This is a genomic window from Klebsiella michiganensis (assembly GCF_015139575.1).
In the GTDB taxonomy this organism is placed as follows: Bacteria; Pseudomonadota; Gammaproteobacteria; order Enterobacterales; family Enterobacteriaceae; genus Klebsiella; species Klebsiella michiganensis.
The window spans coordinates 4,700,141-4,716,579 of the sequence record NZ_AP022547.1 but is presented as its reverse complement, the minus strand read 5'-3'; the positions used below and the strand labels follow the sequence as shown (position 1 = coordinate 4,716,579).

Genomic DNA, 16,439 nt, shown 5'->3' with positions numbered 1-16,439 from the left:
ATCAACATTATGGCTCTACCAGGGAACGCTCCAGGATTAAAAACACTCCTTGCCTCCGGCATGGTCATTTTGCTGGTTCCGTTTAGCGTCACTGCCGCCACCGACAAAGTACAGCAAATCGGCGGCGTGATTATCCCTCAGGCCTTCAGCCAGGCGCTGCAGGACGGAATGAGCATCCCACTGTTTATTCATCTTGAAGGCAGCACCGGTACCCAGGACGATCAGCGGATCGGCAATGCCTTTATCTGGCTGGATAATGGCGTTCTGCGCGTTCGGCAGATTCAGCTGGAAGAAAACGATAATAACGCCACCGTCAGCGAGCAGACCCGCAAACAGCTGACCGCGCTGGCCAATGAAGCTTTCAGCAAAGATCTTAACATTAGCCTGACGGATGACGCCCGGCTACAGCTCAGCCTGCGCCAGCTGCTTCTGCAGCTGGTGGTAAAAAAAGAGGCGCTGGGTACGGTGCTGCGCTCGCGCAGCGAAGATATCGGTCAGTCCAGCGTCAACACCCTTAGCAGCACCCTGAACTATAACCTCGGGGTCTATAACAACCAGATGCGCAACGGCGGCAATAATACCTCCAGCTATCTGTCGCTGAACAACGTTACCGCGCTGCGCGAGCACCACGTGGTGCTGGACGGCTCGCTTTACGGTATTGGCTCCGGCAATCAGGACAGCGACGTCTATAAAGCGATGTATGAACGCGACTTTGCCGGTCACCGCTTTGCGGGCGGGATGCTGGATACCTGGAATTTACAGTCCCTTGGCCCGATGACCGCCGTTTCGGCAGGGAAGATCTACGGCGCTTCCTGGGGCAACCAGGCCAGTTCGACGGTGTTCGATAACACCCAGTCGGCTACGCCGGTGGTCGCCTTTTTACCCGCCGCCGGGGAAGTCCATCTGACCCGCGACGGACGCCTGATGAGCGTGCAGAACTTTGCCATGGGTAACCATGAAGTCGACACCCGCGGCCTGCCGTACGGGATTTATGATGTCGATGTTGAAGTGATTGTGAACGGCCGGGTGGTCAGCAAACGCACCCAGCGGGTCAATAAATTGTTCAGCCGCGGACGCGGCGCCGGCGCGCCGCTGGCCTGGCAATTCTGGGGCGGCAGCTTCCATATGGATCGCTGGTCCGAAAGCGGTAAAAAAACGCTTCCGGCAAAAGATAGCTGGCTGGCGGGGGCCTCGGCCTCCGGGTCGTTCAGTACCTTAAGCTGGGCGGCCACCGGCTACGGCTATGATAACAACGCCGTCGCCGAGACGCGCCTGACCCTGCCGATCGCCGAGTCCATTAACGTGAACCTGCAGAATATGCTGGCCAGCGACAGCTCCTGGAGCAGCATCGGCAGCATCAGCGCCACGCTGCCCGGCGGCTTTAGTTCGGTGTGGGTCAACCAGGAAAAAACGCAGATTGGCGACCGGATACGGCGCAGTAATGCCGACAACCGGGCCATCGGCGGCACGCTGAACCTCAATTCACTCTGGTCAAAGCTGGGTACCTTCAGCATCAGCTATAACGACGACCGCCGCTATAACAGCCATTACTACACGGCGGATTACTACCAGACGCTTTACACCGGCTCATGGGGATCGCTGGGCCTGCGCGCGGGCGTACAGCGCTTTAATAACGGCGACAGCAGCGCCAGCACCGGGAAATATATTGCGCTCGATTTCTCGCTGCCGCTCGGCAACTGGTTCAGCGCCGGGATGACGCACCAGAACGGTTACACCATGGCCAACCTGTCGGCGCGTAAACAGTTTGATGAAGGCAGTATTCGCACCATCGGCGCGAACGTTTCGCGCGCCATTTCCGGCGATACCGGCGATGACAAAACCCTCAGCGGCGGCGCGTATGCTCAGTTTGATACCCGCTACTCCACCGGCACGCTGAATGTGAACAGCGGCGTGGATGGCTATGTGAACACCAACCTGACCGCCAACGGCAGCGTGGGCTGGCAGGGGAAAAATATCGCCGCCAGCGGCCGCACCGACGGCAACGCCGGGGTGATTTTCAAAACCGGCCTTGAGGATGACGGCAAGCTCAGCGCCAAGGTTAACGGCCGTATTGTGCAGCTCTCCGGCAACCGTAATTACCTGCCGCTGTCGCCGTACAGCCGTTATGAAGTGGAGCTGCAGAACAGTAAAAACTCGCTCGATAGCTACGATATCGTGACCGGGCGTAAGAGCCAGTTGACCCTTTATCCGGGCAACGTGGCGGTGATTGAGCCGGAAGTGAAGCAGATGGTGACGGTCTCCGGGCGTATCCGCGCGGAAGACGGCACGCTGCTGGCTAACGCGCGGATTAATAACCATATCGGTCGTACCCGCACCGATGAGAACGGTGAGTTTGTGATGGACGTGGATAAAAAATATCCCACCATCGATTTCAGTTACGGTAAAAACCAGAGCTGCGAAGTGGCGCTGGAGCTGAGCCAGGCGCGCGGCGCGGTGTGGGTGGGCGATGTGGTCTGTAGCGGCCTCTCCACCTATGCCCGCACGCAGCAGACAGGAGAAGGTAATGAAAGCTAAATGGCTGGCATGTTTAGTGATGTTCACGGCGGCGCTGTGCGTGACGCGGGTCAACGCCGCGGTCACCAAAACCACCTGGCCGGATGCGGCGGCCATGCAGTTTGTTTTCGTGGAAAACAACTCGGACGATAACTTCTTTGTCACCCCGGGCGGCGCGCTGGACCCGCGAATGACCGGGGCTAACCGCTGGACCGGGCTGAAATATAACGGCTCGGGCACCATTTATCAGCAGAGCCTGGGCTATATCGACAATGGCTATAACACCGGTCTGTACGCCAACTGGTTCTTCGATATGTGGCTGGATAACTCTCCCGCATCTCATCCGTTACAGGGGCTGCGCTGTATCAACTGGTATGCGGGCTGCGATATGGCCACCAGCCTGATTCTGCCGCAAACCAGCGATGCCAGCGGCTTCTACGGCGCGACGGTGACCTCCGGCGGACAAAAGTGGATGCACGGCATGATGTCCGACGCTTTCTACCAGTATCTGCAGCAGATGTCGGTGGGCAGCAGCTTCTCGATGACCATCAACTCCTGCATGACGTCGGTGAGCTACGACGCCAGCAGCGGAGCGCGCTGTAAAGATCAGGCTTCAGGTTACTGGTACGTGCGCAAAGTCACCCATACTAAAGCGGCAAACCTGAAGCTGATTAACACCCATGCGCTGGCGGAAGTCTTTATCAACAGCGACGGGGTCCCGACGCTGGGCGAGGGGAACGCCGACTGCCGCACCCAGACTATCGGCTCCCGTTCCGGTCTGAGCTGCAAAATGGTGAACTACAATTTGCAGCACAATGGCCTGAGTAATACCTCAATTCATATTTTTCCGGCGATCAGCAACTCGGCGCTGGCTTCCGCGGTCGGAAGTTATGATATGCAGTTCAGCCTGGATGGGAATTCATGGAAGCCGGTGAGCGGCATCTCCCAGTACTATACGTTTAATGAGATGAAATCATCTGACTCGGTTTACGTCTTTTTCTCGAGCAACTTTTTTAAGCAGATGGTCACGCTGGGCATCAGCGACGTGAACACTAAAGATCTGTTTAATTTCCGTTTCTATAACACCACCTCGCCGGAGTCAGGCTGGTACGAGTTTTCGACCTCCAACACCCTGATTATTAAACCGCGCGACTTCAGCATCAGCATTATTTCCGATGAGTACATTTCGGCGCCGACGCGCGAAGGCTACGTGGGCAGCGGCGAGCCGTCGCTGGACTTTGGCTATATTGTCACCACCAGCGGCAAAACCGCCGCCGATGAAGTGCTCATTAAAGTGACCGGGCCAACGCAGGCGATCGGCGGACGTTCATACTGTATTTTTAGTTCACCCGACGGCACGTCGAGAGTACCGTTCCCGGCGACGCTGGCGTTTACCACCCAGACCGGGACCATCAAAACCTACGATGCCGGATGCGATGATACCTGGCGCGATATGACCGACGCCCTGTGGTTAACCACGCCGTGGACGGATATTTCCGGCGACGTCGGGCAGATGGACAAAACGACGGTGACGTTTTCCATTCCGATGGATAACCCGATATCGCTGCGCACGGTGGAAGATAACGGCTGGTTTGGTGAAGTGAGTGCTTCAGGAGAAATTCATGTTCAGGCGACGTGGCGTAACATTAACTAATTTGCTGCGGATGCTTATCTGCCTGCTGTCGCTCGGCTTCGCGACCGCGGCGCAGGCCATCTCGGTGGGTAATTTAACCTTCTCGCTGGCGGCGGAAGATAACTTCGCGTCTAAACGGGTGATTAATAACAATAAAAGCGCCCGGTTGTATCGGGTTTCTATTGTCGCTATCGACCGCCCCGGCGGCAAAGAGGTGCGTTCTCGCCCGGCGGACGGCGAGCTGCTGTTTGCCCCGCGTCAGCTTACCCTGCAGGCGGGGGAGAGCGAGTATTTTAAGTTTTATTACCACGGCCCGAAAGATGACCGTGAGCGCTATTACCGGGTCTCCTTTCGTGAAATACCCACCCGCAATTACGTGATGCGTAATAAAAGCGGTACCGAGGTGAGTATGGATCCGGTGGTGGTGATGGACACGATTCTGGTTGTGCGCCCGCGCGAGGTACGGTTCAAGTGGGCCTACGATCGGGCGGCGGGCACCGTCAGCAATACCGGGAATACCTGGTTTAAGCTGCTGATCAAGCCCGGGTGCGATACGACGGAAGAGGAAGGGGATGCATGGTATTTACGGCCCGGGGACGTTGTTCGCCAGGCCTCGCTGCGCCAACCGGGGAACCACTACATCATCTATAACGATAAATTTATAAAAATGACCAAAGACTGCCCGGTGAACTAACCGGGCAGCTTTTTTCGCGCTTCGTCGCTAAACCGTACGCCCGGCATAGCGGCGGTTCGCCAGCAGGCTCAGGCCGCAGCACAGCAGATAATAAACCGCGCCGGTAAAGACAAATATCGCCAGCGGGTAAATCTGCACCCGGTTATTGACCTGCCCGGCGACGGTGGTCAGTTCCGGCACGTTGACGATAAACGCCAGCGACGTGTCTTTGAGCAGCCCGATAAATATCCCTACCAGCGAGGGCTGAACGTTGCGCAGAGCCTGCGGCAGCAGAATAAGGCGCAGCGTCTGTCCGGGGGCAAAACCCTGAGTCAGCGCCGCTTCGTACTGCCCGCGGGGCAGCGATTGCAGGCCCGCCAGCACCGAGTGCATCACCGACGCGGCGGTAAACCACGCCAGCGCCACCGTGACGGTGACCGCGCCCGGCAGGTCGCTGCCGGTGAGCATGGGGAGCAGATACCACAGCCAGAAAATGACGAAGATCAGCGGGATGCCGCGAATAATCTCCGCCCACAGGAAGAGCAGCCGCCGCACGATCCCGTCGTAGCGCCAGGCGATGGCCGCCAGCAGCACGCCCCCCGGCAGCGCCAGCGCGGCGGCGCCGACTGCCATCAGCAGCGTCAGCACCACGCCGCCGGGAATACCGTCCGCCAGCCGTCCCCACAGCAGATAATCGAGGTTATCAACGATAACCGCCAGGTTAGCGTTCATAGCCGGCTCTCCTTTGCTGATCCCTTCCCGGACCGAGACGCGTCAGCGCCACGCCCATGAGCACCCCAAGCGCCAGATACAGCGCGGTGCCGACGGCAAACGCCTCCAGCGCATGCGCGTTGTAGCTCTCGATTTGCCGCACCTGATAGGTCAGTTCGGCGAAGCCGATACCGCTCGCCAGCGAGGAGAGCTTCATCAGGTTCAGATACTGGCCGATAATCGGCTGCCAGGCGTTAGCCAGCCCCTGCGGCAGCAGAATGTGGCGCAGCTCCTGCCACGGCGTAAACCCCTGCGACAGCGCCGCTTCCCGCTGGCCGTGGCTAACGGCGCGCAGCCCGGAGGCGATCTCTTCGATCAGAAACGCCGAAGTAAAGACCCCGAGTCCCCACATTGAGCAGAGAAACTCCGGCGTCAGCCACCAGACGTTGCCCGGCAGAATCGACCAGCTGTGGTCGTCGTTGATAAAATCTCGCGCCCCCAGCGGCAGCAGATTCCAGGCGGCAAAATACCAGAACAGCAGCTGGACCAGCAGCGGCGTATTGCGGAACAGTGAAACCCAGGCCGCCACCAGCCATCGGCCGGGCCTTCCGCCCCCGAGACGCAGCGCCAGCAGCAGGACGGCCAGCACGGTCGCCAGAATCATCCCCGCGACGCTGACCCAGACGGTGGTGAGAAAACCGGAGATGATCCACTGCAGCGGCTGCCCGCTCAGCACGCCATGCCAGTCGAGATGTGGGATCACGCCTCACTCTCCTGGTGCAGCGGATCGAGCACCTTCTGCAGGAAACGGCGGGTGCGGGCGTGCTGCGGCCGGGCGAAAAACTCGGCCGGCGGCGCGACTTCGAGAATATCGCCGCCATCGATAAACACCACCCGATCGGCAATCTCGCGGGCGAACTGCATCTCGTGGGTCACCACCACCATGGTGATCCCGCTGTGGGCGAGGGTTTTCATGACCTGCAGCACTTCGCCGATCATCTCCGGGTCCAGCGCCGACGTGGGTTCATCGAACAGAATGATTTGCGGCGAGGAGGCGAGGGCGCGGGCGATCGCCACCCGCTGCTGCTGACCGCCCGAGAGCTGGGCAGGCATCTGCCGGGCTTTATCCGCCAGGCCAACCTGGCTGAGCAGCGCCAGAGAGCGCTCGCGGGCGGCGCTTTTGCTCCAGCCGTGAACGCGTTCCAGCGCGAGGGTAATATTCTCCTGCGCCGTCAGGTGGGCGTAGAGATTAAACTGCTGAAAAACGAAGCCGACCCGGCTGCGCAGCTGGCGCAGGGCGCTGCCGGTAAGCTGGCGCGTCGGTTTGCCGTCGATCAGAATCTCGCCGCCGCTAAGGGATTCCAGCTGATTGATCAGGCGGATCAGGGTTGATTTGCCCGATCCCGAAGGGCCGAGGATCGCCACTACTTCGCCGGGTTCAACCTGTAAATTTACGCCGTTCAGCACCCGATGGTCGCCGTAGCTTTTGGCGACATCGCGAAACTCAATGCTGGCGCGCTGCAGATGCGAAAAATCCGCGGACGATGCCGCGGAGCGTGAAAATAGAGCCGATAACATCATCTTTCTCTGCTTATTTCGCTTCGATAGTAAAGGCGCGCGGCTGCGGGGTTTTGGTGCTCGGGCCAAACCAGACGTCGTAAATTTTGGCCGCTTCACCGGATTTCTCCAGCTTGACCAGCTCGTCATTGACCGCTTTCAGCAGGGCCGGTTCGCCTTTCTTCACGCCGACGCCAATCTCTTCTTTGCTCAGCAGGTCGGGGATGATTTTGAAGTTCGCCTTGTCCGGCGCTTCCGCCAGCAGTCCGGCGAGGATGGTGCTGTCCTGGGTGATGGCCTGCACGTTGCCGTTGCGCAGGGCGGTCAGCGCCAGCGGAATATCGTCATAAGAGAGCACGCGCGACTGCGGGAAACGCTGATGCAGCGCCTGTTCGCCGGTGGTGCCTTTTACCGCGCCGATGCGCGCTTTGCTGTAATCATCGAGCTTATCCGGCGATTTTGCCGGGACGAGGAACTGCTGGCCGGTCACGAAGTAAGACGTTGAGAAATCAATCACCTGGGCGCGTTCCGGGGTGATGGTAATATCGGCTACGATCAGGTCGGCCTTACCGGACTGCAGCAGCGGAATGCGGTTGGCCGGGTTGGTGGCGACCAGCTCCAGCTTGACGCCGAGCGATTTTGCCAGCGCTTCGGCGAAGTCCACGTCGTAGCCGACGATTTTATGCGTTTTCGGGTCTACCGAGCCGAACGGCGGGTTGGCGTCGAAGGTGGCGACTTTGACCACGCCGGCGGCTTTGATATCGGCTAGTTGATCGGCCTGAGCCTGCGCGGCGAGCACCAGCATGCCCAGCGCCAGCGCGATTTTTGTTTTTGCAATGCGCATTGTTATTCCCCTGAATCCCTGTTTTGTTTTGTGTTTATCACGCTCCCACAAATCGCCCGTCGGCGGCAAAGAAGAAAAAGTTCTTATCTATAACGAAAAAGAACTTAACAAAGTTGTGGATATTGTTTACCCGGCTCTGTGCTACCAAACTGGGGAGACATTCCGTCAGCTATTGGTATCTTTCTGAAACCACAAGACTCGCAGCGATGCCCTGGTGCCCGCTGAAATCGGCGAACCGGAGGTCGGAAGACAAGGGCTGGCCGCCAGGGATGGCGGCCAGAGGCGAATCGAGACAGCGATGTCGAGTTGAGCCGACCGCAGGCTGAGGACCGGGAGGTGAGCGCAGTGCGCAGCACCGATTTCTTTGCGGGACCGCGGGGATTGTAAAGGGGGAGACGGTTTTCTCCCCCTTTACCCGTTCACGGGTAGCGGTGAGGCATTTTCTGCAGATTGCGAGTGAACGGAACCCTTACGCATAGAATTACAAATCAGGCTTCGGCAAACGCTGCGGGTCCTTCCCAGCCTGCGCTGCGCTTGGCTGGGCTACGGGGCCTGGGGAGACATTCCGTCAGCTATTGGTATCTTTCTGAAACCACAAGACTCGCAGCGATGCCCTGGTGCCCGCTGAAATCGGCGAACCGGAGGTCGGAAGACAAGGGCTGGCCGCCAGGGATGGCGGCCAGAGGCGAATCGAGACAGTGATGTCGAGTTGAGCCGACCGCAGGCTGAGGACCGGGAGGTGAGCGCAGTGCGCAGCACCGATTTCTTTGCGGGACCGCGGGGATTGTAAAGGGGGAGACGGTTTTCTCCCCCCTTTACCCGTTCACGGGTAGCGGTGAGGCATTTTCTGCAGATTGCGAGTGAACGGAACCCTTAGGCATAGAATTACAAATCAGGCTTCGGCAAACGCTGCGGGTCCTTCCCAGCCTGCGCTGCGCTTGGCTGGGCTACGGGGCCTCAGTCGTCTGGGGTCGTGTAGCCCGGATAAGACGTTTACGTCGCAATCCGGGAAAGGCCCCAATATGCATCCCACAGAATTACAAATCCGGAATTGATATTTCCCGCCCGCCGTCAACTGTGGTTGAAATAGACACAGGCAAAAATGCTTCCCGACGGAGGAGAAAAATGAAAGTGGCGCTGTGGCAACGCATAACGGGCTGGCTGGCTTCTTTATCTGGATCCGGCGGTGAAGCCGGTCAGCAGGATACCCAACGCATCATGGAGGCAATATTACCGGTCGCCAGTCTCTACGGAATTGAGCTTGGCAACGTTGAAACAAGGTGGTTTCGCCATGATAAAACATACTGAGCGGCGCAGGACGCGTGAAGCCTACTGGAACGAGGTGTGCTTTGTGTAGCGCGAGGCTGTTTGCGGTTGCGGCGACGCAGGAAGCGAAGCCGCAGCCCTGAACAGCTTTATCCCCCCAGATACATCCGTTTGATTTCCGGATTCGCCAGCACCTCCGGCGCCGGACCAGAGAGCATAATCTTCCCATTCTCCAGCACATAGGCGCGATCGGCGATGGTCAACGCCGCCGTGGCGTTCTGCTCTACCAGCAGCACGGTAATATTCTCTTCCCGCAGCTGCTTAATCGTCGCAAACAGCTCCCCGACAATTTTCGGCGCCAGGCCGAGGCTTGGCTCATCGAGCATCAGCAGTACCGGCTCGCTCATCAACGCTCTGGCGATCGCCAGCATCTGCTGCTCGCCGCCGCTCATGGTTCCCGCCATCTGGCCGCGCCGCTCTTTCAGCCGGGGAAACAGGCTGTACATGCGATCGCGCAGGCGGGTAAAGCCGGCGAGATTGTTGTAGGCCCCCATGCGCAGATTCTCTTCGATGGTCAGGTTGGTAAAGATGCGCCGTCCTTCAGGCACCAGCGCCAGCCCCTTACGCACAATCTGATGCGTCTGGCTGCGGGAAATATCCTCGTTGAGAAAATTGACCCGCCCCGTGGAGCGCACCAGGTTGACGATCCCGTTGAGGGTGGAGGTTTTCCCCGCACCGTTGCTGCCGATAAGGGTCACAATCTCCCGGTCGTGAATATCAATGTCCACCCCTTTCAGCCCCTGAATCACGCCGTAAAACACTTTTAACTCGCGCGCGCTAAGCATAACGAACGTCCCCCAGGTAGGCGGAAATCACGTCCGGATCCTGAATGGCTTCGGACATCAGGCCGCTAAACAGCGGTTTGCCGTACTCCAGCACCATCACCCGCTCGCACAGCTTGTTGACGAACGGCATATCGTGCTCGATCAGCAGTACGCTGAGCTGATAGTCGTTACGCATGCGGAAGATCAGATCCGCCAGATCCTCCGTCTCTTTCGGGTTCATCCCGGCGGCGGGCTCGTCGAGCAGCAGCAATTTTGGCGACGTCGCCAGCGCGCGGGCGATCTCCACCTTGCGCTGGTTGCCGTAGCTGAGGTTGGTGGCCTGCACGTCGGCGAAATGGGCGATACCGATATCGTCCAGAATCGCCATCGCTTTGGCCTTTGCCGCCCGCTCGGCGGGGAAGTAGCGGCCAATATGCAGCGCCGCTTCCAGCAGCGAATAGCGGCTGGCGCTGTCGAGGCCGACCATCACGTTTTCTAATACCGTCATCGAGTTGAACAGGCGGATATTCTGAAAGGTGCGGGCGATCCCGGCGTTGACCACCCGGTTCGGCTTCAGCCCCTTCAGCGATTTTCCCGCCAGGGTCACGCTGCCGCTGGTCGGCTTATAGTTGGCGGTGATGACGTTGAACATCGTGGTTTTGCCCGCGCCGTTGGGGCCAATCAGGCCAAAAATTTCCGCTTCGTCGACGTGGAAACTGACGCTGTCGATGGCCCGCAGGCCGCCGAACTGCATGGTCACGTCCTGCACCTGTAAAATGACCTTATTTTGCGCCATAGCCGCGGCCCCTTTTGCCCACTTGCCAAATCTCTTTTTTGCCCAGCAGACCTTCGCGGGCGAACAGCATGATGATCAGCAGCAGCAGCGAGAACACCACCATCCGCAGGCCCGGATACGCGCCGAGATCGTGACCGAAGAACTGGAGCGGCTGGTCGAGAAAGCGCAGCCACTCGCCGCTGCCGACCACCAGTACGGTGCCGAGCAGCGCGCCGGTGGTGCTGCCCAGGCCGCCGAGCACGATAATAATCAGCAGCTGGAAGGTGAGCATAAAGTCGAACAGGCCCGGCGAGATGGTGGTCAGCAGCGAGGCCAGCAGGCCGCCGCCGATCCCTTCGAAGAAGGCGCTGGTGGCGAAGGCGCAGGTTTTAATGCGAAACGTGTTCACGCCCATGGCGATAGCGGCGTCTTCGTCGTCGCGCACCGCTTTCATCATTCGCCCGTACTTCGACCACACCAGTTGCAAAATCATCCCGGTCGCCAGCAGGGCGAACAGCCCGCACCAGAACAGGAGATGCGGCTGCTGCGGAATATCGTTGAGGCCAATGGCGCCGTTGGTGATCTGCGGATTGTTGATAGCGAGGATTTTAATGATAAAGCCGAAGCCGAGGGTCACAATCGCCAGGTAGTCGCCGCGCACGCGGAAGACCGGCAGGGCAAGGCAAACCGCCAGCGCCGCCGCGCACAGGCCGCTAATGAGCAGCGCGGGCAGGAACCCGGCGTGCAGCACGAGGATCCACGGGCTGGGCGCGGCCATCTCAAACATATCCAGCTTGCTGTCGCTGGGGAGGATCAGCAGGGCGGTGACGTAAGCGCCGACCGCCACAAAGCCGTTGGGCTCCAGCGACAGCTGGCCGGTCACGCCGTTGATCAGGTTGTAGCTGACCGCGAGGATCATAAAGACGAAAATGGTGCTGATGACGCGAATAATGTAGTCGTTGAAGACGACGTTGATCCCGGCCAGCAGCGCGACGCAGAGAGCAATAATGACCAGGTTGCGCAGCTGCGCCCCGGCGGTAGTCGTAGCGTTGAGCATCAGAAACGGCTCCTTTCCAGACGTTCATCGCCCATAATGCCAACCGGGCGGAACAAGAGGACCAGAATCAAGAACATAAAGGCAAAGGCGTCTTTGTAACCGCCCAGCTCGGGAAACAGAGCGACCGCCACCACCTCGGTAAAGCCGAGAATAAAGCCGCCGAGCACCGCGCCGGTGACGCTGCCGATTCCGCCGAGCACCGCGGCGGCGAAGGCCTTCAGGCCGATCAGCACGCCCATCAGCGGGTCGATGGTCGGGTAGCTGATGGAGTAGAACACCCCGCCCAGCGCCGCGAGGCTGCTGCCGAGGGCGAACACCAGCGAGATAATGCGGTTGGCGTCGATGCCCATCAGGCGCACGGTATTAACGTCGAAGGCCACCGCGCGGATCGCCATCCCGTAGCGGGTGCGGTACAGCAGCCAGAGGATCGCCAGCAGCAGCAGGACGGTGATCAGCGGCACGATCCACGCCACGTTGGTGATAATCACGTCACCAAAGGCGCGGGTGTTGTTGAAAAATTCCGGTGCGGAAAAGAAGCGCGAGCTGCCGCCAAACAGCACGTTGAACAGGTTTTCGAGGAAGAAGCTGACGCCGATGGCGGTGATCAGCATGGAGATTTTTGATGCCTGACGCAGCGGGCGATAGGCCACCCGGTCGATCAGCATGCCGAACAGGCCGCACAGCGCGAGGGTCAGGAAAACGGCTACCCCGAAGGGTAGCCCAATGGAAGAAAACAAAAACAGGGTGGTAAACGCCCCGACCATCATTACGTCCGCATGGGCGAAGTTGATCAGGCGCAGCACCCCATAAACCATCGTATAACCGATGGCAATCAGGGCGTACATGCCCCCAAGGCTCATTCCATTGACCACTTGCTGGAGAAAAATGGCACCATCCATCTGATATCCCTTATAAAACCTTAAGGATTAACCACGGTACGAAACGCCAGCTTGCCATCCTTCACTTCGTTGATGACCGCGCTGCGGATAGCGTCGCCGTTTTGTAACGTCAGCGTGCCGGTTACGCCCTGGAAGTCCTTAGTGGCGCGAATTTTTTCGTTAACGCAAACCCGGTCGTGCGGGTCGCTGCACTGGTTCATGGCGTTGATAATGACGTTATAGGCGTCCGCCGCCATCGCGCCCCAGGTGTGGGTCGGCTGCTGGTATTTGGCTTCCCAGGCTTTGATAAACACCTCGCCCGCCGGCGTTTGCTCTTTGGCGTTCGGCGAGTAGTAGTCGGTGGTCATATAGCCGTTGACCGCGTCTTTGCCGACGTCAAAAAAGACCTGATCCGCCGCCAGCCCGTCGCCGCCGACCACCGGCTTGCTCAGCCCCAGCTGCTTCGCCTGTACGGCGATCAGCGCCCCTTCGGTGTAGTAGATCGGCATATAGATCATGTCGACGTTCTTCGCCTTCACGCTGGCCAGCTGGGCCTTAAAGTCTTTGCTGCCGCCGGGAGCCTGAACTTCGATAGGAATGGTGCCGCCGTTTTTCAGGAACTGCGTGCGAAAGGCCTTCGCCAGGCCGACGGAGTAGTCGTTGCTGCTGTCGAAGACGATGGCGGCGGTTTTGGCTTTCAGATCGCGCGAGGCGAGGTTAGCGCCGACCACGCCCTGGAAGCTGTCGGAGAAGCAGACCCGGCTGACGTATGGGTGGTTGCGGGTAACGCGGTCGTTGGTCGCGGTTGAGGAGACCAGCGGCGTTTTGCTGTCGTCGGCGATTTTGGTCATCGCCAGGGTATTGGAGGAGGTGACTTCGCCGATCACCGCATCGACTTTATCGCTGGAAACCAGGCGCTGCATGGCGTTAGCGGCTTCGACCTTATCGCTCTTATCGTCGATCACGATAAGCTTCACGGTGTCGCCGTTTTTTAACGTCGGCGTAATGCTCTGGATAATATCCAGCCCTTTTTGCGAAGGCTGACCGTAGCCGCTCAGCGCGCCGCTCAGCGGTAAGACCACGCCGATTTTAATTTCAGCCGCCTGCGCGCTGCTGGCACCGACCCACGCGGCAACCAGCGTGGCCATTAAAGACGCTTTCCCGGAAAACTTGTTCATTGTTACCTCACCGTCGGTCGATTATTTATCTTTAACCATCAATGACTGCATAACATTGAGACATAATTCGCCAGCGTATCCGGCGAATTATTGGCTGTTATGTTGAATAGATAACGAGATATATTTGGTATGCGGATTTACCTTACAACGTCCGTTTCGTTTTTACTCATGCAATATTCTTATTACCTCCAGGAGAGGGCATAAGGCTGATGAAAATACTGTTTTTGGTACGGTTAACGCATTTTGCCAGGTGGCGGCTGACGCCTTGCCCGGCCTGGAAAACCCGCAATTTTAGCGCGCACCTGAATATAATATTCAGGTGCGCCCGATAATATTAAAAATCTATTCTGCTGCCTGCGTGACTTATTATTTTAACTGGCTCAAAGGTTTTATTTTTCCATGCAGCGCCGGATTATCGCTTTCGTCTTTCAGGCGCACTCCGGTAAGCCGCCGCAAAAAGGCCTGCTCGAGTAGCCAGGCCAGTTTAAATGCGGCGGCATCAAAGCTCAGTCCTTCCGGACGGATATTAGAAATACAGTTGCGCTCCGACTCCAGCCGCTGACGATGCGGCTGCCAGGTTAAATACACCCCGAGGCTGTCCGGCGAGGAGAGCCCGGGCCTTTCGCCAATCAATATCGCCACCGCTCTGGCCTTCAGCGTTTCGCCTATATCATCGCCCAGCGCGACCCGCGACTGGTGCGCCAGCACCACCGGGGCCAGGCTCAGGCCGAGGGGTTTCAGATAGGGCAGCAGGGCGCGAATCAGCGGCACCGCCTGGCGCTGCACGGCGTATGACGACAGCCCGTCGCCAATCACCAGCAGTAGGTCGGCGGGGCGCGCGCCGCTGGCGGCGAGGTCGGCGCGGCTCTCTTCGTTCAGCTGTCGCCCCAGATCCGGGCGATTCAGATAGACATGGCGATCGCTGGCGGCGCTGCGGACGGTCAGCGTCGACAGCCCCAGCTCCGCCAGCGGCTGGACTAACTGGTCGCTGGCGAAAGGCTGGTGAATGGCATCGCGCGCCCGGGCGTGGGCGAGGCCGAAATTCAGCACTTCGCGGGTCGGCAGGCTGGCGCCGCTGCGCCCCAGCGCAATCCGCGCATCGGTAAACTCACGCAGCGGATTCCAGGCGTCGGGAGGATTCATACCGGTTCTCCTTGCGGCAGGACGGAAAGCAGCGGATGGCGGGCATCGGTCAGACGCAGCGCGCCGTGACGGTCAATAATTTGCATCTTCGTCAGCCAGTCGGCGAACTCAGGCGCATGCTGTAAACCCAGCAGTCGGCGGGCGTAAAGGGCATCGTGGAACGAGGTGCTTTGGTAGTTGAGCATAATATCGTCAGCCCCCGGAACGCCGATCAAAAAGGTCAGCCCGGCCGCGCAGAGCAGCGTCAGCAGGGTATCCATATCGTCCTGATCCGCTTCGGCGTGATTGGTGTAGCAAACGTCGCAGCCGATGGGCAGCCCCATCAGCTTGCCGCAGAAGTGATCTTCCAGCCCGGCGCGGATAATCTGCTTACCATCGTACAGATACTCCGGGCCGATAAAGCCCACCACCGTATTGACCAGCAGCGGCTCAAAATGGCGGGCGACGGCATAGGCCCGGGCTTCGCAGGTCTGCTGATCAACGCCGTGGTGGGCGTTGGCGGAAAGACAGCTGCCCTGGCCGGTTTCAAAATACATCACGTTGTTGCCCAGCGTGCCGCGGTTCAGGCTAAGCGCCGCTTCCCGCGCTTCCTGCAGCAGCGCCAGATTAATGCCGAAACCGCTGTTGGCGGCTTCGGTACCGGCCACCGACTGGAACACCAGATCCACCGGCGCGCCGCGCTCAATCAGCTGCAGGGTGTTGGTGACGTGGGTCAAAATGCACGACTGGGTGGGGATGGCGAAGCGCTGAATAATATCGTCAAGCATATGGTTCAGCTGCGCCAGCACCGGCAGGCTGTCGCTGGCCGGATTGATGCCGATCACCGCGTCCCCGGCGCCGTACAGCAGGCCGTCGAGCATGCTGGCGGCGATGCCTTTCATATCATCGGTCGGGTGATTGGGCTGCAGGCGCACGCTCAGGCGCCCCGGCAGGCCGATGGTATTGCGAAAACGGGTGATGACCCGGCATTTGCTGGCGGCGAGGATCAGATCCTGATTGCGCATCAGCTTGCTGACCGCGGCGGCCATCTCCGGGGTTATCGCGCGGGCGACCTGGCGCAGCGCCGCTTCATCGGTGGCGTCGTCGAGCAGCCAGTCGCGAAAATCGCCGACCGTAAGATGGCTAATCGCCGCGAAGCCCCGGGCGTCGTGGGTATCGAGGATCAGCCGGGTCACCTCATCCTGCTCGTAGGGAATCAGCGGATTATCGAGAATCTCCGTGAGGGGAACCTCCGCCAGCGCCATTTTTGCCGCCATCCGCTCTTCGGCGGAGCCGGCGATAACGCCCGCCAGCGCGTCGCCGGAACGCGCAGGAGAGGCCTTCGCCATCAAGGTTTTCAGACTATCAAAGCGCCATACCTGGCCCGATAGCGTAGTTTTATACATG

At 59.2% G+C, this 16,439-nt stretch carries 16 protein-coding genes; 5 read left to right on the top strand and 11 right to left on the bottom strand.

Annotated features, from left to right (window positions below; translation table 11 throughout):
* Nucleotides 1-9: 9 nt before the first annotated feature.
* From JLG71_RS22160 to JLG71_RS22150, 3 genes are read left to right on the top strand one after another with little or no spacing between them, the layout of a single operon-like run.
* The gene (locus tag JLG71_RS22160; RefSeq protein WP_046877023.1) at nt 10-2,535 is read left to right on the top strand and encodes a fimbrial biogenesis outer membrane usher protein; all 2,526 of its coding nucleotides are present in this window, start codon (nt 10-12) and stop codon (nt 2,533-2,535) included.
* A gap of 19 nt (nt 2,536-2,554) precedes the next feature.
* Nucleotides 2,555-4,168, top strand: coding sequence for a fimbrial adhesin EcpD (gene ecpD / locus JLG71_RS22155; protein ID WP_134899450.1), 1,614 nt, complete (start codon nt 2,555-2,557; stop codon nt 4,166-4,168).
* Nucleotides 4,137-4,841 (top strand): fimbrial biogenesis chaperone, encoded by a 705-nt coding sequence (locus JLG71_RS22150; RefSeq protein ID WP_014837540.1) that lies wholly within the window; start codon nt 4,137-4,139, stop codon nt 4,839-4,841. The genes ecpD and JLG71_RS22150 overlap by 32 nt, the downstream gene beginning before the upstream one ends.
* 27 nt (nt 4,842-4,868) lie before the next feature.
* Here JLG71_RS22150 and JLG71_RS22145 read toward each other — a convergent pair whose 3' ends face one another.
* Genes JLG71_RS22145 through JLG71_RS22130 form a run of 4 tightly spaced genes read right to left on the bottom strand, consistent with a single transcriptional unit; the run spans nt 4,869 to nt 7,932 of the window.
* Nucleotides 4,869-5,552, bottom strand: coding sequence for an amino acid ABC transporter permease (locus tag JLG71_RS22145; protein ID WP_025107213.1), 684 nt, complete (start codon nt 5,550-5,552; stop codon nt 4,869-4,871).
* Nucleotides 5,542-6,294: an amino acid ABC transporter permease gene (locus JLG71_RS22140; RefSeq protein ID WP_014228108.1), complete on the bottom strand. Its 753-nt coding sequence runs from the start codon at nt 6,292-6,294 to the stop codon at nt 5,542-5,544. The genes JLG71_RS22145 and JLG71_RS22140 overlap by 11 nt, the downstream gene beginning before the upstream one ends.
* Complete coding sequence (locus tag JLG71_RS22135; RefSeq protein WP_014837542.1) at nt 6,291-7,109, bottom strand: amino acid ABC transporter ATP-binding protein; 819 nt, start codon at nt 7,107-7,109, stop codon at nt 6,291-6,293. Before JLG71_RS22135 ends, JLG71_RS22140 begins: the two co-directional genes overlap by 4 nt.
* 13 nt (nt 7,110-7,122) lie before the next feature.
* Nucleotides 7,123-7,932, bottom strand: coding sequence for an ABC transporter substrate-binding protein (locus JLG71_RS22130; RefSeq protein ID WP_200913821.1), 810 nt, complete (start codon nt 7,930-7,932; stop codon nt 7,123-7,125).
* A gap of 1,125 nt (nt 7,933-9,057) precedes the next feature.
* On the opposite strand from JLG71_RS22130, the gene JLG71_RS22125 reads away from it, so the two are divergent.
* Entirely contained in the window at nt 9,058-9,240 is a 183-nt protein-coding gene (locus tag JLG71_RS22125; RefSeq protein ID WP_004129481.1) for a hypothetical protein, read from the top strand.
* Nucleotides 9,241-9,347: 107 nt separating this feature from the next.
* Here the strand turns inward: JLG71_RS22125 and JLG71_RS22120 are convergent, their stop codons facing one another.
* The 5 genes from JLG71_RS22120 to JLG71_RS22100 are packed head-to-tail and all read right to left on the bottom strand — an operon-like array spanning nt 9,348 to nt 13,880.
* Nucleotides 9,348-10,043 (bottom strand): ABC transporter ATP-binding protein, encoded by a 696-nt coding sequence (locus tag JLG71_RS22120; protein WP_048261359.1) that lies wholly within the window; start codon nt 10,041-10,043, stop codon nt 9,348-9,350.
* Nucleotides 10,036-10,818 (bottom strand): ABC transporter ATP-binding protein, encoded by a 783-nt coding sequence (locus JLG71_RS22115; RefSeq protein ID WP_014228113.1) that lies wholly within the window; start codon nt 10,816-10,818, stop codon nt 10,036-10,038. Before JLG71_RS22115 ends, JLG71_RS22120 begins: the two co-directional genes overlap by 8 nt.
* Nucleotides 10,805-11,854: a branched-chain amino acid ABC transporter permease gene (locus JLG71_RS22110; RefSeq protein WP_004848115.1), complete on the bottom strand. Its 1,050-nt coding sequence runs from the start codon at nt 11,852-11,854 to the stop codon at nt 10,805-10,807. The genes JLG71_RS22115 and JLG71_RS22110 overlap by 14 nt, the downstream gene beginning before the upstream one ends.
* The gene (locus tag JLG71_RS22105; RefSeq protein ID WP_004099333.1) at nt 11,854-12,753 is read right to left on the bottom strand and encodes a branched-chain amino acid ABC transporter permease; all 900 of its coding nucleotides are present in this window, start codon (nt 12,751-12,753) and stop codon (nt 11,854-11,856) included. The genes JLG71_RS22110 and JLG71_RS22105 overlap by 1 nt, the downstream gene beginning before the upstream one ends.
* A 20-nt stretch (nt 12,754-12,773) precedes the next feature.
* Nucleotides 12,774-13,880 (bottom strand): ABC transporter substrate-binding protein, encoded by a 1,107-nt coding sequence (locus tag JLG71_RS22100; protein WP_024359092.1) that lies wholly within the window; start codon nt 13,878-13,880, stop codon nt 12,774-12,776.
* On the opposite strand from JLG71_RS22100, the gene JLG71_RS22095 reads away from it, so the two are divergent.
* Nucleotides 13,873-14,016: a hypothetical protein gene (locus tag JLG71_RS22095; protein WP_162557331.1), complete on the top strand. Its 144-nt coding sequence runs from the start codon at nt 13,873-13,875 to the stop codon at nt 14,014-14,016. The genes JLG71_RS22100 and JLG71_RS22095 overlap by 8 nt on opposite strands.
* Nucleotides 14,017-14,276: 260 nt before the next feature.
* Here the strand turns inward: JLG71_RS22095 and eutC are convergent, their stop codons facing one another.
* Both eutC and JLG71_RS22085 read right to left on the bottom strand, forming a co-directional pair.
* Complete coding sequence (eutC, locus tag JLG71_RS22090) at nt 14,277-15,053, bottom strand: ethanolamine ammonia-lyase subunit EutC (RefSeq protein ID WP_049079344.1); 777 nt, start codon at nt 15,051-15,053, stop codon at nt 14,277-14,279.
* Nucleotides 15,050-16,438, bottom strand: coding sequence for an ethanolamine ammonia-lyase subunit EutB (locus JLG71_RS22085; protein ID WP_049083019.1), 1,389 nt, complete (start codon nt 16,436-16,438; stop codon nt 15,050-15,052). The genes eutC and JLG71_RS22085 overlap by 4 nt, the downstream gene beginning before the upstream one ends.
* Between the last annotated feature and the right edge of the window lies 1 nt (nt 16,439).